This window comes from Pararhizobium sp. LjRoot238 (genome assembly GCF_964252955.1).
Taxonomy (GTDB): Bacteria; Pseudomonadota; Alphaproteobacteria; order Rhizobiales; family Rhizobiaceae; genus Pararhizobium.
Map to the genome: position 1 here is coordinate 696735 of NZ_CAXUPP020000002.1, position 20833 is coordinate 717567.

19 protein-coding genes, 2 pseudogenes and 1 riboswitch are annotated in these 20833 nt (G+C 59.7%); of the genes and pseudogenes, 13 read left to right on the forward strand and 8 right to left on the reverse strand.

From position 1 onward, the window contains the following. The first annotated feature begins 23 nt into the window (after positions 1-23). The 4 genes from ACSQ3F_RS24565 to pdxA all read left to right on the forward strand — a co-directional run bounded on the left by ACSQ3F_RS24565 (position 24) and on the right by pdxA (position 4690). Complete coding sequence (locus tag ACSQ3F_RS24565) at positions 24-929, forward strand: dihydrodipicolinate synthase family protein (protein WP_436102796.1); 906 nt, start codon at positions 24-26, stop codon at positions 927-929. A gap of 12 nt (positions 930-941) precedes the next feature. Then, entirely contained in the window at positions 942-2138 is a 1197-nt protein-coding gene (locus tag ACSQ3F_RS24570; protein ID WP_436102797.1) for a sialidase family protein, read from the forward strand. A gap of 409 nt (positions 2139-2547) precedes the next feature. Beyond that, entirely contained in the window at positions 2548-3681 is a 1134-nt protein-coding gene (locus tag ACSQ3F_RS24575) for an iron-containing alcohol dehydrogenase (RefSeq protein ID WP_436102798.1), read from the forward strand. Positions 3682-3709: 28 nt separating this feature from the next. Continuing rightward, positions 3710-4690: a 4-hydroxythreonine-4-phosphate dehydrogenase PdxA gene (gene pdxA / locus ACSQ3F_RS24580; RefSeq protein ID WP_436102799.1), complete on the forward strand. Its 981-nt coding sequence runs from the start codon at positions 3710-3712 to the stop codon at positions 4688-4690. Positions 4691-4777: 87 nt separating this feature from the next. On the opposite strand, the gene ACSQ3F_RS24585 is transcribed toward pdxA, so the two are convergent. The 3 genes and pseudogenes from ACSQ3F_RS24585 to ACSQ3F_RS24595 all read right to left on the reverse strand — a co-directional run. Beyond that, positions 4778-5101 (reverse strand): type II toxin-antitoxin system RelE/ParE family toxin, encoded by a 324-nt coding sequence (locus ACSQ3F_RS24585; protein ID WP_436102800.1) that lies wholly within the window; start codon positions 5099-5101, stop codon positions 4778-4780. Next, positions 5101-5382, reverse strand: coding sequence for a type II toxin-antitoxin system Phd/YefM family antitoxin (locus tag ACSQ3F_RS24590; protein ID WP_436102801.1), 282 nt, complete (start codon positions 5380-5382; stop codon positions 5101-5103). The genes ACSQ3F_RS24585 and ACSQ3F_RS24590 overlap by 1 nt, the downstream gene beginning before the upstream one ends. 146 nt (positions 5383-5528) lie before the next feature. Beyond that, positions 5529-5738: pseudogene (locus tag ACSQ3F_RS24595) on the reverse strand (FAD-binding protein); the annotation flags it as partial. A gap of 44 nt (positions 5739-5782) precedes the next feature. Next, positions 5783-5843, forward strand: a riboswitch (Fluoride riboswitch). 49 nt (positions 5844-5892) lie between these two features. Here ACSQ3F_RS24595 and ACSQ3F_RS24600 point away from each other — a divergent pair. After that, positions 5893-6675 (forward strand): universal stress protein, encoded by a 783-nt coding sequence (locus ACSQ3F_RS24600; protein WP_436102802.1) that lies wholly within the window; start codon positions 5893-5895, stop codon positions 6673-6675. 184 nt (positions 6676-6859) lie between these two features. On the opposite strand, the gene ACSQ3F_RS24605 is transcribed toward ACSQ3F_RS24600, so the two are convergent. Together ACSQ3F_RS24605 and ACSQ3F_RS24610 are read right to left on the reverse strand one after the other, a co-directional pair. Further along, a complete protein-coding gene (locus ACSQ3F_RS24605; protein ID WP_436102803.1) occupies positions 6860-8215 on the reverse strand; it encodes an IS110 family transposase in 1356 nt (451 codons plus the stop codon). A gap of 302 nt (positions 8216-8517) precedes the next feature. Then, on the reverse strand, positions 8518-9828 hold the full coding sequence (locus ACSQ3F_RS24610) for a Fic family protein (protein ID WP_436102804.1): 1311 nt from the start codon (positions 9826-9828) through the stop codon (positions 8518-8520). 121 nt (positions 9829-9949) lie between these two features. Between ACSQ3F_RS24610 and ACSQ3F_RS24615 the strand changes: the two genes are divergently transcribed. Beyond that, positions 9950-10108, forward strand: coding sequence for a hypothetical protein (locus ACSQ3F_RS24615; RefSeq protein WP_436102805.1), 159 nt, complete (start codon positions 9950-9952; stop codon positions 10106-10108). A gap of 3 nt (positions 10109-10111) precedes the next feature. On the opposite strand, the gene ACSQ3F_RS24620 is transcribed toward ACSQ3F_RS24615, so the two are convergent. Beyond that, the gene (locus ACSQ3F_RS24620; protein ID WP_436102806.1) at positions 10112-10579 is read right to left on the reverse strand and encodes a hypothetical protein; all 468 of its coding nucleotides are present in this window, start codon (positions 10577-10579) and stop codon (positions 10112-10114) included. A gap of 305 nt (positions 10580-10884) precedes the next feature. On the opposite strand from ACSQ3F_RS24620, the gene ACSQ3F_RS24625 reads away from it, so the two are divergent. Then, positions 10885-12240, forward strand: a complete 1356-nt coding sequence (locus ACSQ3F_RS24625) for an IS110 family transposase (RefSeq protein ID WP_436102803.1) — start codon at positions 10885-10887, stop codon at positions 12238-12240. Between the two features lie 285 nt (positions 12241-12525). On the opposite strand, the pseudogene ACSQ3F_RS24630 reads toward ACSQ3F_RS24625, so the two are convergent. Together ACSQ3F_RS24630 and ACSQ3F_RS24635 are read right to left on the reverse strand one after the other, a co-directional pair. Next, a pseudogene (locus tag ACSQ3F_RS24630) lies at positions 12526-13256 on the reverse strand (IS110 family transposase); the annotation flags it as partial. Positions 13257-13332: 76 nt separating this feature from the next. Further along, positions 13333-14106 (reverse strand): TIGR01458 family HAD-type hydrolase, encoded by a 774-nt coding sequence (locus ACSQ3F_RS24635; RefSeq protein ID WP_436102807.1) that lies wholly within the window; start codon positions 14104-14106, stop codon positions 13333-13335. 467 nt (positions 14107-14573) lie between these two features. On the opposite strand from ACSQ3F_RS24635, the gene ACSQ3F_RS24640 reads away from it, so the two are divergent. The 6 genes from ACSQ3F_RS24640 to ACSQ3F_RS24665 all read left to right on the forward strand — a co-directional run bounded on the left by ACSQ3F_RS24640 (position 14574) and on the right by ACSQ3F_RS24665 (position 20830). Beyond that, positions 14574-14783, forward strand: coding sequence for a dodecin (locus tag ACSQ3F_RS24640; protein WP_436102808.1), 210 nt, complete (start codon positions 14574-14576; stop codon positions 14781-14783). Positions 14784-14951: 168 nt separating this feature from the next. Then, positions 14952-17414, forward strand: a complete 2463-nt coding sequence (gene ligD, locus ACSQ3F_RS24645) for a DNA ligase D (RefSeq protein ID WP_436102809.1) — start codon at positions 14952-14954, stop codon at positions 17412-17414. A gap of 25 nt (positions 17415-17439) precedes the next feature. Beyond that, positions 17440-18315 (forward strand): Ku protein, encoded by an 876-nt coding sequence (locus ACSQ3F_RS24650; protein ID WP_436102810.1) that lies wholly within the window; start codon positions 17440-17442, stop codon positions 18313-18315. Next, positions 18315-19400, forward strand: coding sequence for a tetratricopeptide repeat protein (locus ACSQ3F_RS24655; protein WP_436102811.1), 1086 nt, complete (start codon positions 18315-18317; stop codon positions 19398-19400). The genes ACSQ3F_RS24650 and ACSQ3F_RS24655 overlap by 1 nt, the downstream gene beginning before the upstream one ends. Position 19401: 1 nt before the next feature. Then, positions 19402-20043 (forward strand): alpha/beta hydrolase family protein, encoded by a 642-nt coding sequence (locus tag ACSQ3F_RS24660; protein WP_436102812.1) that lies wholly within the window; start codon positions 19402-19404, stop codon positions 20041-20043. A 13-nt stretch (positions 20044-20056) separates the two neighbouring features. Continuing rightward, complete coding sequence (locus ACSQ3F_RS24665; RefSeq protein ID WP_436102813.1) at positions 20057-20830, forward strand: exodeoxyribonuclease III; 774 nt, start codon at positions 20057-20059, stop codon at positions 20828-20830. Positions 20831-20833: the final 3 nt, after the last annotated feature.

Below are 20833 nucleotides of genomic sequence, written 5' to 3' on the forward strand. Positions count from 1 at the left end.
GCAGGGCAGCAGGAGTTCGCAGGATGACAATTCAAGGGATAAGCGGCGTCTACAGCGCTGCCACCACGCCGCTCAATGCCGACTATACCCCGGACCTCGGCCTTTTCACCGCCCACTGCCACCGATTGATCGAGGAGGGGTGCCACGGTGTGGCGCTGCTGGGCACGACGGGTGAGGCCAACTCTTTCTCCTCGGCAGAGCGCCGCGACATCCTTGAGGCTGCGCTGAAGTCCGGCATTTCCGGCGGTCAGCTGATGCCGGGCACCGGCGTTGCCGCCATCCCGGAAACGATCGAGCTGACCCGGCATGCGCTATCGGTCGGCGTTACCCGCGTCGTCATGCTGCCGCCGTTCTACTACAAGGGTGTTTCGGACGACGGGCTTTTCGCGGCCTATGCGCAGATCATCGAGACGATCGCCGACGACCGGCTCCGGATCGTGCTCTATCACATCCCCCAGGTTTCTGGCATTCCGCTGACGCTGTCGCTGATCGGCCGCCTGATCAAGGCCTTCCCGCATACGGTGGTGGGGATCAAGGATTCCGCCGGCGATTTTGCCAATATGCAGGCTCTTGTCGCTGCTTTCCCAGGATTTTCGGTGCTTGCAGGCGCAGATCCGCTGCTCTTGCCGCTGATCAAGTCCGGCGGCGCCGGCTGCATCACCGCGACGTCCAATCTGGTCGCCGCTTCCCTGCGGATCGTTTACGACCACGCAAACGATCCGGGCCGTGCGGGTGAGGTCGAGGCGGCGCAGGCGCGGATCAACGCCTATCGCTCTCTCTCCAATTCCTATGTCCAGATCCCGACGATCAAGGCGATGGTGGGATTGAAGAACGGCAACGCCGCCTGGGGGCGCCCGCGTCCGCCATTGATGGCGCTGAGCGCCGCCGAGCAGGCAGATCTCGCAACCAAATTCGCGCAACTGCCTTGAGGAGCGATCAATATGCTGACCACCTCCGGCCTTCGGCCTGACGAAATTCCAGCGTTGATGAACGGGGCGCTCTCGCCGCACCCCTTGGAAAAGGGCCACTTCGAGGCGTTTCTGCCGTCGCCCTGTGTGCAAAATCACGCCGCAAATCTTGCATTCCTGCCCGACGGCACGCTCGCTTGCGTCTGGTTCGGCGGCACGATGGAAGGCATGGGCGACATCTCGATCTACATGTCACGGCTGGCGCCGGGCTCATCCCGCTGGTCGGAGCCCGAAAAAATGTCGGACGATCCGCAGAAATCGGAGCAGAACCCGCTTCTTTTCACCGCGCCGGACGGCAAGGTCTGGCTGATCTTCACATCGCAGACCTCGGGAAACCAGGACGGCGCTATCGTCAAGAGACGGATCTCTGCGGACGACGGCCGCACCTTCGGCCCGGTCGACATTCTTTGCGATATTCCAGGCACATTCGTGCGCCAGCCGATCATCGGCAACGCCCAAGGAACCTGGCTTCTTCCGGCGTTCCGCTGCGTTGGCGTGCCGGGAGCCCGCTGGACCGGCGATGTCGATACCGCGGCCGTTCTCGCCTCGCGAGATGCCGGTGAAAGCTGGCTGATGGTCGATGTGCCCGACAGCATCGGCGCGGTGCATATGAACATCGTCCCGCAAGACGGCACGCGGATGGTGGCTTTTTACCGCAACCGTTTTGCCGAACAGATCCTGCGCAGCGTCTCGGACGACGACGGCATGAGCTGGAGCGCGCCGGAACCGACCAATCTGCCGAACAACAATTCATCGATCCAGGCGGTTGGTCTTTCAAACGGGCGGATCGCCGTCGTCTATAACCATTCCAATGCCTCGATGTCGGGCGATCGACGCCATTCGCTCTACGACGAGATCGAAGCGGACGAGGGCGCGCAAGGCGAAAACCCCGAGGCCGCAGCGGTCTCACAGGGGCGCAAGGCGGTCTGGGGCGTTCCCCGCTCACCGATGAGCCTCGCCTTTTCCGGTGATGGAGGCCGGACTTTCGGAGGCCAGCGTGATCTCGATACCGGCGACGGCTATTGCCTGACCAACAATTCGAAAGACGCTCTCAATCGGGAATATTCCTATCCCTCGATCATCGAAGGACCGGATGGCGCGTTGCACGTCGCCTATACCTATTATCGCCGTGCCATCAAATATGTGCGGTTGGCATCCCCTGAGAGCTGAGTCCTGCCGGGCTCCCAGTGCAGTTCGGCAGGCGTTTAGAATTCAGGGACGTCACCTCGTTGAGCCCGTATTTTTGACAAGTGGGCCAATCAGCGTCCTTTTTAAGTGCGAAAAGCGCGAACGATTCATAATTTTACATGGTTTTTGACAGGCTACTTATGCCGGCTGAGTGTTGCCCGTCACGATGTTTTGCGGTCGCCGCCCATGCGACTGTCGTTATAAAATAATAATAAAAATAAGTAGTTGGTGCAATATATTGAACCAACGCCACCGTGTCGCATTCATCGAAGACGCAGAAAAGATGGATAGCCCCAAGTTCTCTATTGCCAAGAAAGCCTGTCTTGTGTAACAAATTTACATGTTGTTGCGGGCGCCTGCTGGCGTATACGCCTAGACGCGAGGATCCATCATGACAAGCCTGAGCGCGCCCATCACGATCGTTCGTCCCCAAATCATCGAGTTCGGCGTCGGTGTCGCGGCCAAGCTCGGGAAGTGGGCGGCCGCTCAGGGCTTTTCGCGCGTTCTTGTCGTCTCGGATGCTTTCAACGCGTCCCGCGTCGATATCCTCGAGTTGCCGGGCGTCGTCACCGTCTTCTCGCAGGTCAGGCCTGAGCCTGACACGGATAATCTGGATTTGCTGCTATCCGTTGCAAACGAGGCGCGCGCCGACCTGATCGTCGGTTTCGGCGGTGGCAGCGCCATGGATCTCGCCAAGCTCGCCTCCGTCCTCTCCGGCTCCGTGCAGACATTGCGTGAGGTCGTCGGCGCTGGCAAGGTTGCGCAACGACGGCGGGTGGGGCTTGCGCAAGTGCCGACGACATCGGGCACCGGCAGCGAGGCGGGCATCCGCGCTCTGGTTACCGATCCTCAAACCCAGGCCAAGCTCGCGGTCGAGAGCATCCACATGCTTGCCGACATCGCCGTCATCGATCCCGGCCTCACCTTTACCGTTCCGGCGGCGACGACGGCGGCGACCGGCGTCGATGCCATGGCGCATTGCGTCGAGGCCTTCACCAACCGCAAGGCGCATCCAATGATCGATCTCTATGCGATCGAGGGAGTTCGCCTGGTCGGGCGCTACCTCGCTCGCGCTGTTGCCGACGGTTCGGATGCGGAGGCGCGGGCAGGGCTCTCGCTTGCCTCGCTCTATGGCGGCTTCTGTCTCGGTCCGGTCAACACTGCCGGCGGGCACGCGCTTGCCTATCCGCTCGGAACCCGCTGGCATGTCGCCCATGGCGCGGCCAATGCCCTGATCTTCCCGCATGTGCTGGCCTTCAACACGCCCGCCGTTGCCGGGAAGACGAAGCAGGTGATCGAGGCGCTGAACCTGAAGGCGGGTTCAGACCAGGCATCGGTGTTCGACGCTTCGTTCGGCTTCTGCGCCGGGCTTGGCATCGAGATGCGGCTCTCCGGCCTTGGCGTGCCCGCTGATGATCTCGGCGTCATGGCCGACGACGCCTTCGCCATTCGCCGCCTTCTCGACAACAATCCGCGCGAGCTTGGCCGCAGCGACATTCTTTCGATCTACCAAGCCGCCTATTGAGACGACAGGCCCGCAGAGGATAATGATCATGAGCACATCACGCGTAGCCGTCACACTCGGCGATCCGGCCGGTGTTGGACCGGAAGTCATCGTCAAGGCGCTGGCGACACTGCCGGAAGCCGACCGGGCGAACTTCGTCATTATCGGCAATGTCGAGGCGCTGGAGCGGGCAAACAGGGTGACGGGGACGGAGTTGCGGTTTTCCGCAAAGCCGGTTTCCGGTGCCATCGCCGTCGATGAAGTCGCCATCGACGGCTCGTTGCCGGAGATCGGCAAGGTCAGCCCGGTCGCGGGGGACGCGTCCGTGCGCTACATCAAACGCGCCGTCGAGCTTGCCATGTCCGGCGATGTCGATTGCATCGTCACGGCGCCGATCAACAAGGAAGCAATGAACCTCGCCGGCCATCATTTCGACGGCCACACGGGGCTTCTTGCCCATCTCACCGGGTCGAAAAGCTCCTTCATGCTGCTCGCTTCCGAGCGGCTGAACACCATCCATGTCTCGACGCATGTGTCGCTGCGCACCGCCATCGAACGGGCGACGGTCGAGCGGGTGCTGGCAACGATCGAAGCAGGGCACAAGCATTTCCTGCGGCTTGGCCGCAGGGCCCGTATCGCTGTCGCCGGCATCAATCCGCATTGCGGCGAAGGCGGGTTGTTCGGCGACGAGGACATGAAATTCCTGGCTCCGGCGGTCGAGCTTGCGCAGGCGAAGGGCATCGACGTCGTTGGCCCGATTTCGGCCGACACGGTCTATGCGCGTGCCTACGGCGGCGCCTTCGACCTGGTGGTGGCGCAGTATCACGACCAGGGGCATATCCCGATCAAGCTCGTCGCCTTCGAGACCGCCGTCAACGTCTCGCTCGGACTGCCGATCGACCGTGTCTCCGTCGATCACGGGACGGCTTTCGATATCGCGGGTACGGGAAAGGCAAACCATGCGAACATGTTGTCGGCAATCGACTATGCGCGACTGGTTGCGCGGTCGCCGAGACCGATTGTGGTGTAAAACACGAACGTCGTGAAGCGACGAGGTCTCAGCCACGGGAAAACCCGGTCTCTGCGAGTAGCTGCGAAGGTTAAAGACGGCTAAATGCTAGCGGATGAGCCGCCGCTCCAAAAAAGCCTGCATGTCGCGGCGTCCGTCGATGACGCAGGAAACGACCACATCCGTACCCATCACGCGATAGATCATGCGCCACGGCTTGTGATGCAGTTCCCGGTATTCGGAAATTCCAAGGCCAGCCAGTTCCTTCGGCACGTTTCCGCGTCCCGGAAATTCCTCAAGACCGGCGCAAGCGCTCTCGATTTCCGCAAGGATGCGCTCGGCTGTTTCGACGCCATCACGGCCGGAAATGAAGCGATAGAGATCTTCGATATCTCGTTCGGCGTCCTCGGCGAAAAGAACGCGATATGGCATCAGGATTGGCTGTCCGCCAGACGTTTGCGAATACGCGCGAAGGATTCCGCAGCGGGACGGAGCTTACCCTCGTCGACCTGACGGTTGGTGAGCGCCAGCACCTTCAGCAGAGCCAATGTTTCCTGTGTCTCTTCGTATTGGCCGACATCCTGAAGGACGGCTTTCGCCTCGCCATGAAGCGTTATGATAACCGGCTGCGGATTGTCCTTCAGCGTCCGGATGATCTCCGGTGCATGCGCCTTCAGATAACTGATCGGCTTAACCTGTCCTGACAGCTTCATGTGATTGCTCCACTCGACCAGAATATAGACCACAAAATGGTCGATAGAAAGGTATGCTTCTTTCGATCTGCCGATGATCTCGCTCGCGTCAGCAAAGAGGAGCGCGATTTTTCCCGCCTTGCGGCAGCGGCTCGCCTTGCCGGTCTGGCCGACCCGGCATCGACGGCGGCACGCGATGCACCGAGCTTGTCGGCCACCGGCAGGATCACCTGCTGGAATTTTTCCGACGAGCCGAGCGCCCGGCCGCCGGAGATGATGATCTTCGCCGAGGTCAGTTCCGGCCGGTCGGATGAGGACAGCGCGTCCGAAACGAAGGAGGAGAGACCGGAAGAAAGAGCTGTCGCCGCGATTCTGTCGTCATGCCTATGCCTCGGGAACCTTCAACTGCTGTCCAACGTTGAATTGTAACGGTGATGTGGTTCACCGTTAATCGCCTGTGGGCTGATGACTCCTGGATTTAGATTTCGGTGTGAGGTCAGCTTCAGCGCATATTGCAGAAGGGAGAAGATCATGTCCTTTCGAGATATCGTTGTTTTTTTGGACGCGGGTGTAAACACCGCCATGCGTGTCCGTACTGCGGTCGATCTCGCCACAAAATACCGTGCGACGCTCATTGGCGTCGACATCAGCACGAAGGCGGCTTTTGAAGGAGAGAGCCACGATGCTGCACTCGCCATTGAACAGGAGTTCGTGACAGCACTGCAGGGAAAACACATCGATTTTGAGTATCGCTTGGCACCGCCGGATGCGCGGACAGCCGAGAAGCTGTTTTCTCATTGCGCCGACCTCCTGATCGCCACACAAACGAACTCCGACGACCGTCATCTCTGTAATTCGGCTGTCCCAGAGGACGTTCTTCTGAGTGCCGGGGTCCCGATGCTGGTGCTTCCCGCAGGGTGGAGAGGTGAAAATCCAATCGGAAACAGCGTTGTTGTTGCTTGGAATTTCAGTCGCGAGGCGACCCGGGCGGTTCACGATGCCATGCCAATCCTGAAAAACGCACAGAAGGTCTATCTCTTCGTTTTCGCTCCTAACTACAGTGACGAGAATAAGGATGTTCAGGACATCAAAGCACACCTTGAACGTCACGGCGTCAGGGTCACTTTGGCAGGTTGGCGCGACTATGGCGAAACGGATGTGACAAGCGCTTTGTTTGCAGGCCTTGACCGGGAAGATGCGGACCTTATCGTGTGCGGGGCCTACAGCCACTCACCCCTTTCCGAAGCTGTGTTCGGTGGAGTTACCAAGGTTCTGTTGAGTAACGTTTCCATGCCGGTGCTGATGTCCCACTGATCGGCAGCAGATCTGCCGCAACGTGACGTCGACGTCATTTTCCGACAGTTTCTGACTCATGCCCATGGTCTCGCGCGCGACGCGAATTGTATCCCCACGGTGAAGAACGGTGAAGGCCGTCTTGCGAGTTGAGGTGGCGAACATTGGAAGTCCTAGGAATAATCCCGGAATTCCTAAGAAACATTCAGCCGGGCGTTGACGCGGGCTGTAGTGTGTAGCCAAGCGACTTTGCCCTTCGCTCGAGATTGTTGAGGACGCGTCGGCGGTAACTCTCCTCGTAATAGGAGGCTCCCGGATCGCTGTATTCCATACCGTGACGCAGCGTATTGTAGAACAAGACGGCGATTTTGCGGGCGGTGGCGGTGACCGCCTTGGCCTTGCCAACCCGTGCGGACAAACGCCGATAGAATGCCCCCAACGCGGTCTCAGTGCGCCCGACCCCAACTGCGGCAAGCCGCAGTAGTGCCGCGGCCCGGCTGCCAGATCGTCGGGTTCGTGAGGACAACACCTTGCCGCCGGAGATTTTGTTGCTTGGTGAGAGGCACAGCCAGGAGGTGAAGTGCTTGGCATTGGGCCAGGCCGAGAGATCGGTTCCGCACTCTGCGACCAATTTGAGCGCCAGATAAGCCCCGAGCCCATGAATCTGGGTGACGTCGCAACCAAGCAATGCTTGCAGTGCGGCGCGAACATCGAAGGCTGGGCTATTGGATTGCTTCTTCGTTGTCCCTACGAGCGGCAGTTTGCCAGCAGGGCCGGACGAGACCTTCCGCAGCCGTTTCAAGACGGCCTCGATGCGCACGTCACAGAGCGCCACCTTGGCTTGGTAGACGTCGTACAACTCCAGCGCCTGGGTCAGGGCAAAGATGTGCTCTTCGCGATCATTGCCAACGAGCGCCTGACGGATCGTCTCGGCAGATGCTCGGCAGCGCGGATGGCGATGGGTCGATAGAACCATGGGGTCGCGCTCCCCGGCCACAATCGCACGGATGATCGCCATGCCGGTTGCACCGGTGATGTCTGTCACCACGTGGTGGAGTTGCAGATTCATTTGCGTCAGCGCCTTTTGCATGTGCTGGATGTGCGAGGCGGCATAATCCAGCAAACGTTCACGCTGGCGCAGATAGGCGCGCATGACTGCAACTTCGCCCTTCAGCCGGAAGCTGGCCCTGAGCAATCCATACTCATGCAAACGCTGCAGCCATTGGGCATCGCTGATATCGGTCTTGCGGCCCGGCACATGCTTGGCATCGCGAGCGTTGACCAATATGACGTCGAAGCCGCGCTGGTCGAGTATCTCGAAGACAGGGATCCAGTAGACCCCCGTGGACTCCATCGCGACCGTGCGCACGCCGCACTGCTTAAACCAGTCCGCCAACCGATGCAGATCGTCGGTGAAGGTTCCAAAACTGCGGACCGGCTCGGAAAACTTGTCGGGCCTGACTGCGGCTACGTGCAAAGTCGCGCCGATGTCGATTGCAGCCGCATCTGGGTGTGTAGGGGAAATATCACGCTTGCTGCGAGACTTCTTTGTTCCAGACATGGCAGGCTTCTCCTATTCGTTGACGAATGGAGGGGCTGGGCTGTGCCAAAAGATCAAATTCCTAAACGGGATCGCCGCAAAACGACGTCGCCACTCTCAAGTGCGCAGCAACCCATGGACCACGTTATGTGACGGGGTTAGATACCACCAAAATTCCAACGGCCGCTCCCCTCCAGCGCCCACACTAGCATACCGTTTCTAATCTCCGCAGGCGGGACACCGACCCGCGACTGGTTATGTAGCAGATGCCACAAAGGCAAATCACAGAATTTTCACCCGCTACGGTTGAATCGCAAGCCCTATTATCGGTGCGAGAGGGGTCTTGGCTTTGGTACGTCGAACTCGGCATCCGTGAAAAGATTAGGGAAGAGCCTTTCTCTGTAATCAAGGGGAAATGCGATGCGTACCGGCGTCTTTGGCGAGTTTGACTTTAGAAAGCCAGCATGTACAAGTTCGGTCAGGGTGTTCCGCGCTGTCCTTTCGGATGTCTTGGTAACGAGATTGATCTCGCCTCTTTCCATCGATCCGTGTCGCAATACAGCAGAAATCACGTCTGGCGCACGCTTGTCATCTGTCACTGCACTCACCAGCTTCCGGTAGCGGCTCTCTAGTTTATCGAAGGCGAATACGGCGGAGGAGAACCTGATCTGATCGAGCGTCACGGAGAGAAACCACTCACAAAACGCCTCCAACGCTTTCAAAGAAAGATTCCCCCGTCCGTCGCGGTCCCCCATCCGAGGATGGTCCGCATAATCCATCATCCGTTTGTATTCGGTCTTTTCATGCAAGCCACGGGCCAGTCCCCGCGAAATCGACCAAAGCCCCTTTCCGCCGATGCCAGTATCGAGTGACATGGCATGCGACATAAGTCTGCTCACCCTTCCGTTTCCGTCTGGGAAAGGATGGATGAAATTCAGCCTGTGATGGGCCGCCGCAATCGCGATCACCCTGTTCGTCGCACCCACCCGAGCCTGCCTGTAGCGCTTTGAGAAATGATCCATGAATGCAGTGACGCGGGGGGACGAAGGGGGTTGGTGCCTACCGACCACGACATCGTCGTTTCCCTCTATCCGGAATGCGCCCGGTACGATTGGAACTTGCGCCCCATCCGGACGCTCAACGAACTTGAACTCGTCTGGCATCTCCTCATAGAATCTTCGATGCACCCACAAAATGAAGTCTGCAGAGGTAGGCAAGGGTAGCCTTCCTTCGAAATGCATTTGGTCAATTTCTCTCTGTACGATCACGTGCGCCTTGGCCTCCAGGGCGAGCGGTCGGGTGGCCTCTTCCACTTCTGCGCCGGCAAGCGCATTCTCAATGTCCTTGGGTCGGGTGTTGTGACCTTCGATCAAATTCGAATAATAGCAGTTCATGACCCGCACGAGGTCGGACAACTCAAGAGCTGAATCGTTGTGAAGCCCCTGTCCCAATCCCGCAGCCTCTGAGTGAATTTCAACGACTAGGTCGGACAAAGCCGAGGGGATGCTTTCTTCGAAAAAGCAGGGTTCGATGCGAGTGGGGACTTCTTCCATATTCTTGCCGATCTTAAACCGATAGATATCGCTTCTATAATAGGTACTTACGTTGCATTTTACAAACGTCTTGCCGATCATTGCTTCCGATGTTGCTCAGACCTCCACCAAAGCCATATCTGCCGATCGGGAAAATTAAAATTACCCTTTTAAATCTGGTTCTTAATGACCTCTTTCGACAAATTCTGCCGAACATGATTGCATGGGGCCGCGGTGGCAGATGGCGGACGTCCTGCGGACCGTGACGCACCGCAGGACGTCGAAGAACCTGTGCGGCTACTGGCAGGGAGCTGCCGATCGGATCGACGATCAGGTCTGGACGCCGGGAGAGAAGCCGGAGCGCCCTGGCTACCTTCTTTAACACCTATCGATTGATCTCCCAAAGCCGGCGGCTGCCGGCATCACCTGACTGCTCGAAACGAACCAGGTCCTGCTTGTAAAGACCGTCGAGGATGGCGGCGAAACGGCTGGTGAGATGGCTGTTCAGCCCTTCGACCATATCGCCTAGCTGCTCCTGGGCCACGAACCGCTGCGCCACCTCGGCCGCAGCGACGGGACCGTCGGATTTTCTGAGGATGTCGAGCGCGATGTGTCGCGGGTTCCGGTTTCTAAGCAGGGCGGTAACTCGCTTGGTGGGGGTCCTTCGGTCCGCTGAAGTCTTCCGTTTCAGGTCGGATGCGCCCGACGAACTAAAATCCGGATCGTAGCATGCGATTACGGTCTCGAAGGCCTGCCTCTGCGCTTCAAGAACGGCCGCCTCGGCGCGGATCGCTTCCAGCTGCCCCGCCAGTTCCACCAACTTGCCCTTCAACTCGTCCACCACGCCTGCCATGCCACCCTCCGGTTTCACAACCAGAAGGTAGTTCTCACGGCACCCGGAATCTTGTGGCATTTGCTACATAACCAGTCGCGGGTCGGTGTCCCGCCTGCGGAGATTAGAAACGGTATGCTAGTGTGGGCGCTGGAGGGGAGCGGCCGTTGGAATTTTGGTGGTATCTAACCCCGTCACATAACGTGGTCCATGGGTTGCTGCGCACTTGAGAGTGGCGACGTCGTTTTGCGGCGATCCCGTTTAGGAATTTGATCTTTTGGCACAGCCCAGCCCCTCCATTCGTCAACGAATAGGAGAAGCCTGCCATGTCTGGAACAAAGAAGTCTCGCAGCAAGCGTGATATTTCCCCTACACACCCAGATGCGGCTGCAATCGACATCGGCGCGACTTTGCACGTAGCCGCAGTCAGGCCCGACAAGTTTTCCGAGCCGGTCCGCAGTTTTGGAACCTTCACCGACGATCTGCATCGGTTGGCGGACTGGTTTAAGCAGTGCGGCGTGCGCACGGTCGCGATGGAGTCCACGGGGGTCTACTGGATCCCTGTCTTCGAGATACTCGACCAGCGCGGCTTCGACGTCATATTGGTCAACGCTCGCGATGCCAAGCATGTGCCGGGCCGCAAGACCGATATCAGCGATGCCCAATGGCTGCAGCGTTTGCATGAGTATGGATTGCTCAGGGCCAGCTTCCGGCTGAAGGGCGAAGTTGCAGTCATGCGCGCCTATCTGCGCCAGCGTGAACGTTTGCTGGATTATGCCGCCTCGCACATCCAGCACATGCAAAAGGCGCTGACGCAAATGAATCTGCAACTCCACCACGTGGTGACAGACATCACCGGTGCAACCGGCATGGCGATCATCCGTGCGATTGTGGCCGGGGAGCGCGACCCCATGGTTCTATCGACCCATCGCCATCCGCGCTGCCGAGCATCTGCCGAGACGATCCGTCAGGCGCTCGTTGGCAATGATCGCGAAGAGCACATCTTTGCCCTGACCCAGGCGCTGGAGTTGTACGACGTCTACCAAGCCAAGGTGGCGCTCTGTGACGTGCGCATCGAGGCCGTCTTGAAACGGCTGCGGAAGGTCTCGTCCGGCCCTGCTGGCAAACTGCCGCTCGTAGGGACAACGAAGAAGCAATCCAATAGCCCAGCCTTCGATGTTCGCGCCGCACTGCAAGCATTGCTTGGTTGCGACGTCACCCAGATTCATGGGCTCGGGGCTTATCTGGCGCTCAAATTGGTCGCAGAGTGCGGAACCGATCTCTCGGCCTGGCCCAATGCCAAGCACTTCACCTCCTGGCTGTGCCTCTCACCAAGCAACAAAATCTCCGGCGGCAAGGTGTTGTCCTCACGAACCCGACGATCTGGCAGCCGGGCCGCGGCACTACTGCGGCTTGCCGCAGTTGGGGTCGGGCGCACTGAGACCGCGTTGGGGGCATTCTATCGGCGTTTGTCCGCACGGGTTGGCAAGGCCAAGGCGGTCACCGCCACCGCCCGCAAAATCGCCGTCTTGTTCTACAATACGCTGCGTCACGGTATGGAATACAGCGATCCGGGAGCCTCCTATTACGAGGAGAGTTACCGCCGACGCGTCCTCAACAATCTCGAGCGAAGGGCAAAGTCGCTTGGCTACACACTACAGCCCGCGTCAACGCCCGGCTGAATGTTTCTTAGGAATTCCGAATAATCCTAGGAGTAGTCCTTCTGTAATGGGCCTTTGCTCGTCACGTCCCTCAGCACCAAAATCTCGTCACCAGGATCATGCTTCTGTCCGTGGTCAACACCAGGGCTGCCAGACCATGCCATCAGATCCAGAACCGGCAGGTCAATCTAGGGTGCGTGATTGCCGAAGCACCACAGGGCTACTCACGACCTTGCCAGGCTCTCGTCCCGGCGACGGGACTTCATAGAGACGAACCTACAATTGCCTCGTCTCGATACGGTCTATTCATGCTATCGCGGCTTCCTTGCCCCAACGGAATTCCGTCTCATCCACCCACATACGATGAAGGACAGTCGCAAGCTTGCGGGCTGGCGCAACTTTCGCTCGCTTCATGCCGCGCCGCTTCCCCACGTCAATTGCCCAGCGCTTTAGCGCTGAGAACCTGGTCGCGCGCGTCAACATGATATGCGCGGCCTCGTAAAGGGCGGTTCGCACCATCGCGTCCCCAACCCGGCTGATGCCGCCATAGATATCCGTTTCGCCCGATTGATACTTCTTCGGTGTCAGCCCGAAGTACGCGCCGACCGTTTGCGACTTTCCAAACCGACCAGGATCATCAACGGCTGAGCGATAGGTGATGGCCACCAGGGCGCCAACCCCAGGGGTCGTCATCAATCGCTGGCAAACCCGATCTTCCCGAGCCAGCCGCAGCATCTGACGATGCAAACGGGGAAATTCGCTCCAAAGGGCCAGACGGGCCTGCAACATCGCACCGATGACAGCCTCCAATACGGTGTGGCCTTCGATGAGCTCGCGGATCCGCCCTTCAAAGCGGCCCCGGCTCACCTCACCAACCTTGAGGCCGTAGCCACGCAGAATGCCGCGAATGCTGAGCTCGATGTCGCGCAATTTGGCTTGCAACAGTTTGCGGCCCGTTAAAAGCGCCGCACATCTTGAGATTCAGGAGACTTCGAATGCACGGGGCGATACCAACCCATTCGCAACGGTTGGGCGATGATGGTCTATAGAGGATCTACCGTCGTATAACGCCCATTTGGTTCAACGCGCCAACCCGATATTCTGGCCCAAGTGTCAGCGCTTACGCATCTTCAGAATGAGGCAGCCAGCTGCCCAGATATCCTCGACCACCGCAGATGGTTCGGGCGCAACACTGTTCTCGTCCCCATGGCGATATTTCCCGGTCCGAACGAGAATGCCCTTTCCGACACCCGCAGAAAGTGCGCCGGCGACATCGTTCTCCGCATCGTCGCCAACCATGGCGACATCGGCCGGATCGCAACCAGTGCTCGCCACAGCCGCGAGGAAGAATTCCGGCGACGGCTTGCCGAAAAGCCTCGCCTTCGTGCCACTGGCATATTCGAGCGCCTCGACGAAGGGGCCCGCGTCCAGACTGAGATGCCCGTCAATATCGCGGAACACCCGGTTGCGGGCAAGTGCTAGAAATGGTGCACCATTCTGCAGTTCGCGGAAGGCCGCGTTCATATTGTCATAGGTAAAACGCTGAGCCGCATCGCCGAGGACGATCGCAACCGGTCCTTCAGTGCGGCAATCGGCGAAGTCTTCCTCAAGGTCGGGATGGACCAGCAAATGCGGCGCGTAACCGTTCTTATCCAGCCAGGCACGGGCGGCCGCAACCGGTGTGAACACCTCGTGCGGAGCCGCGCTGATGCCGAAGGACTGGAGTTGTTGAATAAGCTGCCGTTTGGATTGCCGCGTTGTGTTTGTCAGGAACCTGATAGGGATTTCGGCAGCGCGCAGGTGCGACATTGACTCGACGGCCCCAGGCATCGCCGCGTAGCCATCACAAAGCACGCCGGAGATATCCAGCAGGACGCCTTTGATCATGAGAGAATACTGCATGAGCGCGAAGGGTCGGTCAATGACTGTGGATCGGATGCTACTCAATCGGTCCGATAGGGAAGGGGCCGCCGACCTGCCGAGACCGATTGCGGTGTAAAACACGAACGCGACACGCACCTCCTTTGGGGGCACCGCGCTCGGGCGAACGAAGTCTCATCAGGATGCCCGCCTCGAGTTCGCGGGCGAGGCGAGGAAGCTCCTCGAACGCGCCGCCTGAAATCTCGCTTTTCACATTGCGCGTTTCCCGATCTCGCCGCCGACAAAAGCTTTCTTGTCTCAGGCCGTTTGACAACAGCACACTCTTGCCGGATCGTTGGCTATTGGCTGTGAAATTGCAATGCCAGCAGCCTTTTGGCGCTGTGTTGTCTGCGTGACGATGCCTGCTCGATTGGGCAGTCTCGTCGAGCGCCTTTTGAAACCGAGCACAATCTGAAGCAAACCGGGAGGATAACGTGAGCGACCATGTCTATAAGAAGGTGGAACTTATCGGTAGTTCGAAAGTCTCGCTGACCGAGGCGATCGAGACAGCGATTTCGCGGGCCTCGAAAACCATGAGAAACCTTGAATGGTTCGAAGTCGATCAAATCCGAGGGCACATCAAGGATGGCGCGGTGGCGCATTATCAGGTGGTCATGAAGGTTGGATTTCGGATCGACGATTGATGCGCTGAGCCGGTTGTCTGTTGCAACCCAAGAGCTGGTTCCCCGAGCCGTCGATCGGTTATCGACAAGCGAGGACAAACGGCTCCAATCTGCTCGCGCGCAGCCACAGCGAAAACGTTGCTTCCACTCGATGTTGCAGGTTTGCCGCACAAGCCATAGCGTAGGGAAATGGCGACATCGAAACTGACGGCCTATCGCAAGAAGAGGAACTTTTCGAAGACGCAGGAGCCGGTTGGAAGTCTTGCCGGCGGCGGCAACCGTTTCGTCGTGCACAAGCATCATGCCACCGCGGATCACTACGATTTGAGGCTGCAGGTCGGCGGCGTGCTGAAGAGTTGGGCAGTCCCGAAGGGGCCTTCGCTCAATCCGGCTGACAAGCGGCTGGCGGTCGAGACCGAGGATCATCCGCTCGAATATATCGACTTCGAGGGCGTGATCCCCGAGGGCGAATACGGCGCCGGTCCGATGATCGTCTGGGATACCGGCATCTGGGCGCCGATGGACGATGTCGAGAAAAGCTTGAGGACAGGCGCCTTCAAGTTCCGCCTTGCCGGCGAGAAACTCAATGGCGGTTGGATGCTGGCGCGGCTGAAGCCCAAGCCGGGGGACGATGACCAGCGCAACTGGCTTCTGTTCAAGGAGCATGATCTCGCTTCAAACGACACCATCGACATCCTCGCCGCGCGTCCGGAAAGCGTCAGGTCCGGCCGGCGGATCGAGGAGCTGGCGGAAAAGCCAAAGCCCGCGACCAGACCGGCAAAGCCCAATCCCGGCGTGCTTCCAGGTGCTGTGCGAGGCGCCCTGCCGGCGCGCATAGAACCACAACTTGCAACGCAGACGACTATACCGCCCGGCCGCGCCGACCAGCGCGAGATATGGCTGCACGAGATCAAGTTCGACGGCTACCGGACGATGGCGCACGTGTCCGCTGGTGCCTTGCATCTGATCACGCGCGGCGGACTGGATTGGACGAAGCGCTATGGCGACCTGCCGGAGGCCTTTCGGCGGCTGCCGTGCCGCGATGCCGTCATAGACGGCGAAATCGTCGTGCTGGATGACAAGGGGATCAGCCGGTTCGCGCTGCTGCAAGACGCGCTCGCTAGTGGCGCAGGCAACAGGCTTGTGTTCTATGCCTTCGATCTCCTTCATCTTGACGGCTGGAACCTTGCCAATGTTCCGCTCGAAAACCGGAAAGCGCTGCTGGCACAGCTGCTCGAGGGGTACATATCAAGCCACTCCGCCATTCAGCTGAGCGATCATGTCGTTGGCGATGGGCGTGCACTCTATGAACAGGCCTCGGAAATGGGGCTCGAAGGCATCGTGTCGAAGCGCGCATCGGTTCCCTACCACAGCGGCCGGTCGAAAACCTGGATGAAGACCAAGGCGCTGATGATCGGTGACTTCGTGATTGCCGGATACACCGTCTCCGAGGCCGCGGGCGGCCTTGCCGCGCTCGCGCTCGGCGAATGGGTGGAAGGCGAACTGGAATATCGCGGGAAGGTCGGAACGGGCTTCGACGCGGGAATGCTCAAGCAATTGCTTGCGCGGTTGGAGCCGCTGCGTGCCGGCGCGACGAGGCTTGAGGGCGCGCCAAAAGACGTCACGTGGGTTCGCCCGGTGCTCTCGGCGCACATTCACTATTCCAACCGGACCGCCGACAATGCGCTCCGCCACGCGGTCTTCAAGGGACTGCGCGATGTCGAGCTCTCAACCCAGGTTTCCGCCCGGCGAGAACGGTTGATCTCGGACGCCGATCTCGCAAGCATCTCCGTCACCAATCCGACACGCCGGCTGTTCGGCAAATCCGGCCCGACCAAGCTCGATATTGCAGTCTACTATGCCCTGGTCGGCGATTTCATGCTGCCGCATATTCTCGGCCGCCCGGTCTCGCTTGTTCGCTGCCCGACGGGAAAGCCTCAGGACTGCTTCTTCCAGCGCCATCCCTTCACTGGCATGCCATCCTCGATGGTGACATTCGTAACCACCAATTCCGAAGGCAAGACGAAATCCTACCTCTCCGTGCAGGACGCAAGAGGGTTTCTTGCACTGGCCCAATTCGGCGTGGTCGAATTCCACACCTGGGGGACAACGCGAAAGCAGCTGGAAAGGCCGGACCGCATCGTTTTCGACCTCGATCCGGGCGAGGGCATTGGCTGGCGAGAGGTGGTCGAGGCGGCCATCCACATCCGCGGTGAACTCGAGGCGCTTGGTCTTGTCCCGTTCGTCAAGACATCCGGCGGCAAGGGTATCCATGTGGTCGTGCCGGTCACGCCGAAGCACACCTGGAAGAAGGTGCACCCGGCGACAAGTGCCATTGCCTCTCGCCTGGCGGCGACTGCTCCGCAGACCTTCACCACAACGATGGGCAAGGACAATCGCGTACGGCGGATTTTCATCGACTTTCATCGCAATGCCCGCGGGCACACGTCGGCCGCTCCCTATTCGCTTCGTGCACGCACCAATCTGCCGGCATCGACCCCCGTGAGCTGGACCGATCTTGAAACTATCGACGCTCCGGAGGATTTGAACTATTCTTCTTTGCCGGGCCTCTTGGCCACATCCGGCGATCCCTGGGCCGATATCGACGAATTCGCCAGGGATTTGCCCTTGTTGCCTGAGGCTGGAAAGTAATCGTGTTGCCGCGCAGGAGATGATCATGGCGCCCAGGGCAAGTTGGAAAGGTTACCTCAAACTCAGTCTCGTGAGCTGCCCGGTCCGGCTCTATCCCGCCACCAGTTCGAGCGAGCGCATCAGCTTCAATCAGCTTCACAAGGATACTCATAACCGGATCAACATGAAGCCGGTCGACCCAGAACTTGGCCTGGTCGAACGGTCCGACCTGGTGAAAGGCTACGAGTACGAGGACAAGAAATACATCATCATCGAGGACGCCGATCTCGAGAGCGTGCGGATCGAATCCAACCACACGATGAACATCGAGGCCTTCGTCGACGAAAGGTCGGTCGACGTCATCTACCAGGATGCTCCCTATTATCTGGCGCCGGATGGGGCGATGGCCGAGGAGACGTTCGTCGTGCTGCGCGAGGCGCTTCGGAAATCCGGTAAGCTGGCGATCGCGCGTCTGGTCCTGTCCAGCCGCGAGCGGGTGATCACCATTGGTGCGCGCGAGACCGGGATGTTCGTCTGCACCCTGAGAAATCCCAGCGAGGTGCGCGGCACGGCCGAATATTTCGGCAATATCCCGGTCGGTAAACCCGAGCCCGAAATGCTTCAACTCGCCGAAGCGCTCATCCAGCAGAAGCTGACTACCTTCGATCCCAGGAACTACGAGGATCGCTACGAGGTGGCGCTGATGCGGATGATCCGCGAGAAGTTGAAGGGTCACATGCCGATCATTGCGGCAGCTCCCGAACGCGGCAATGTCATCAACCTCATGGACGCGCTGAAGGCGAGCCTTTCACAATCGAAGCCGCCGGCAAAAAGCAAGACCAAGTCGGAGCCAGCGGCAAAGCCGGCCGCGAAGGCCGTCGCTTCCGCAACGGCCAAGCCGACTGCCAAGAAGAAAATCTGATGACGGTTTCTGGCCAGACATTTGGCATCGTGGGTGCTCTGGCAGCATTCCCGCGACGGCTGGCGGCGCGGGAGGTCGAACGGCAGCACGGGCATTTGAGACGCGGTGTGACGCGCCGAACCTCGCATCTGGTCTTCGGCAGAGGTTTGCTGACAAAGGCAAGTGAAGCCGAGATCGAAGCGCGGTTCGACATGGAGGCCAGCCACGGCAGGTGTTTCCTCAGCGAGAACGGATTTCTTCGATTGCTGGGTTTGATGACATCGCCGGCAGCATCCGCCCTCACACGGCAGGCGCTGATTGACCAATCCCGGCTGTCTCCACGGAGCTTCGATTTTCTTTCCCTGTTCGATGCCTTCGAGCACGACGCGGAACCCTACTCCTTCCGTGATCTGATCCTCGCAAGGAAGTACGCGGGCCTGATTGCCAGCGGCGCCACCTGGGGTGCGATCGCAAGGTCGGTATGCCGCTCCCGTTCGGTGGCCTCGCTCACCGCGCTGTCGCTCCATCACGAGGGCCCGGATACGATCTATGTCCGCGATGCCGAAGGTTTGAGCGAGCTCGACGGCCAATTGCTATTCGATCTGGGAGCGCCCGACGACGCGGAGCTTGAAGACCTCTTCTCTCGGGCCGAGGCTGCCGAAGAGGACGGTCTGTACGACGAGGCTGCCGCCTTCTATCAACGTTGCCTTGCCATCGATCCCACGGACTCCGTCGCCGCGTTCAATCGCGCGAATTGCCTCAAGGCGGGTGGCCGGCCGCTGGAGGCTGCGCATGATTATGCGCGCGCTATCAAGCTCGACCCGAGCTTCGTCGAGGCCTGGTTCAACCTCGCCGGGCTTATGGGCGATCGCGGGCGGATCGATGCCGCGCGCCGGCACCTGCAAAAAGCGATCGAACTCGACGGCGACTACGCGGATGCCATCTTCAATCTGGCGAAACTTGAATTCGATGCCGGCAATCTCAGCGAGGCGCGACACCGGTGGGCGCGCTATCTCGAACTCGACAACGATTCCGAATGGGCACGAACAGCCACGCGCGGCGTGCAGTTCGTCGACCTCCAGTTCACCACGAAAACGGTTGGCTGAGATGGGCGAACGATTTCTGTTCGATGGACCGGACGATGGCGCCGTCACCATCCTGCTTGCACACGGCGCCGGCGCGCCGATGGACTCCGCGTCGATGACTGCGACTGCCAAGGCCCTTGCCAAGGCCGGTTTTCGTCTCGCCCGTTTCGAGTTCGGTTACATGGCAGCCCGCCGCACATCTGAGGGCCGCAAGCCACCGCCCCGCGCCGAGACACTTAATCCGGAGTATAAGGCGGCCGTCGCTGAACTCGCCGCAGACGGCCCCCTCATTATCGGCGGCAAGTCGATGGGCGGACGGGTTGCCAGTATGGTTGCTGACGATCTTTATTCTGCGGGGAAAATCATCGGGCTTCTTTGCCTCGGCTACCCTTTTCACCCTCCCGGCAAGCCGGAACAACTCCGTACAAAGCATCTTCCCGGGCTGACGACGCCGGCATTGATTTGTCAGGGGACACGTGACGAGTTCGGCACAAAGCAGGAAGTTCCGGGCTATACACTCTCAGACAAGATCGAAATTCTCTGGCTTGACGATGGCGACCATGACCTCAAGCCTCGCAAGAGCGTCTCCGGTTTCTCGGCCGCCGATCACCTGACGACCATGGCCGAGGCGGTGGCGACGTGGGCCGGCAGGCTGGCGCGCTGACGATGCGGCCCGCATGAAGATCGCGACCTTCAACATCAATGGCGTCAACCGGAGGCTCGACAATCTACTCGCTTGGTTGAACGCGGCCGGGCCTGATGTCGTCTGCCTCCAGGAGCTTAAGGCAACGGACGGACAGTTCCCTAAAGCCGCAATCGAGGCCGCAGGCTACGGCGCGGTCTGGCGTGGACAATCGGGCTGGAACGGAGTTGCGATTTTGGCGCGGGACCGCGAACCGATCATGACCCGGAGCGAGCTACCCGGCGATCCGTCCGATACACAGGGCCGTTACATCGAGGCGGCGGTCAACGGCATTCTGGTCGCATCGCTCTACGCACCCAACGGGAATCCGCAGCCCGGCCCGAAATTCGATTACAAACTTGCCTGGCACAATCGCCTCGCGGTGCATGCTGCGGAGTTGTTCGCGACCGGCGTGCCGGTCGTGCTTGCCGGCGACTACAACGTCGTTCCGGAACCGCGGGACATCTATTCCACCCGTTCTTACGATGACAACGCCCTCATCCAGCCCGAGAGCCGCGCCGCGTTCCGGCGCCTTCTCGATCAGGGCTGGCTCGACGCAATTCGTAAAGTTCATCCCGAAGGGGCAATCTATACGTTCTGGGACTATCGCCGGAACCGATGGCAGCGCGATGCCGGTCTGCGTCTCGACCACATCCTTTTGAGCACGAAACTGACGCGCCGCCTCGGCGGCGCGGGCATTGACAGGCATATTCGGGGCCTGGATGGCGCAAGCGACCATGCACCAGCGTGGATCACTTTGCGGGACTAAAGG

Excerpts from the sequence above, each read along its gene's own strand:
- ACSQ3F_RS24665 (WP_436102813.1), top strand. The coding sequence starts at position 20,057 with ATGAAGATCGCGACCTTCAACATCAATGGCGTCAACCGGAGGCTCGAC.
- ACSQ3F_RS24635 (WP_436102807.1), bottom strand. The coding sequence starts at position 14,106 with ATGATCAAAGGCGTCCTGCTGGATATCTCCGGCGTGCTTTGTGATGGC.
- ACSQ3F_RS24600 (WP_436102802.1), top strand. The coding sequence starts at position 5,893 with ATGTCCTTTCGAGATATCGTTGTTTTTTTGGACGCGGGTGTAAACACC.
- ACSQ3F_RS24605 (WP_436102803.1), bottom strand. The coding sequence starts at position 8,215 with ATGTCTGGAACAAAGAAGTCTCGCAGCAAGCGTGATATTTCCCCTACA.
- ACSQ3F_RS24625 (WP_436102803.1), top strand. The coding sequence starts at position 10,885 with ATGTCTGGAACAAAGAAGTCTCGCAGCAAGCGTGATATTTCCCCTACA.
- ACSQ3F_RS24610 (WP_436102804.1), bottom strand. The coding sequence starts at position 9,828 with ATGATCGGCAAGACGTTTGTAAAATGCAACGTAAGTACCTATTATAGA.
- ACSQ3F_RS24590 (WP_436102801.1), bottom strand. The coding sequence starts at position 5,382 with ATGAAGCTGTCAGGACAGGTTAAGCCGATCAGTTATCTGAAGGCGCAT.
- ACSQ3F_RS24615 (WP_436102805.1), top strand. The coding sequence starts at position 9,950 with ATGGGGCCGCGGTGGCAGATGGCGGACGTCCTGCGGACCGTGACGCAC.
- ACSQ3F_RS24585 (WP_436102800.1), bottom strand. The coding sequence starts at position 5,101 with ATGCCATATCGCGTTCTTTTCGCCGAGGACGCCGAACGAGATATCGAA.
- ACSQ3F_RS24570 (WP_436102797.1), top strand. The coding sequence starts at position 942 with ATGCTGACCACCTCCGGCCTTCGGCCTGACGAAATTCCAGCGTTGATG.
- ACSQ3F_RS24575 (WP_436102798.1), top strand. The coding sequence starts at position 2,548 with ATGACAAGCCTGAGCGCGCCCATCACGATCGTTCGTCCCCAAATCATC.
- ACSQ3F_RS24565 (WP_436102796.1), top strand. The coding sequence starts at position 24 with ATGACAATTCAAGGGATAAGCGGCGTCTACAGCGCTGCCACCACGCCG.
- ACSQ3F_RS24620 (WP_436102806.1), bottom strand. The coding sequence starts at position 10,579 with ATGGCAGGCGTGGTGGACGAGTTGAAGGGCAAGTTGGTGGAACTGGCG.
- ligD (WP_436102809.1), top strand. The coding sequence starts at position 14,952 with ATGGCGACATCGAAACTGACGGCCTATCGCAAGAAGAGGAACTTTTCG.
- ACSQ3F_RS24655 (WP_436102811.1), top strand. The coding sequence starts at position 18,315 with ATGACGGTTTCTGGCCAGACATTTGGCATCGTGGGTGCTCTGGCAGCA.
- ACSQ3F_RS24650 (WP_436102810.1), top strand. The coding sequence starts at position 17,440 with ATGGCGCCCAGGGCAAGTTGGAAAGGTTACCTCAAACTCAGTCTCGTG.
- ACSQ3F_RS24660 (WP_436102812.1), top strand. The coding sequence starts at position 19,402 with ATGGGCGAACGATTTCTGTTCGATGGACCGGACGATGGCGCCGTCACC.
- pdxA (WP_436102799.1), top strand. The coding sequence starts at position 3,710 with ATGAGCACATCACGCGTAGCCGTCACACTCGGCGATCCGGCCGGTGTT.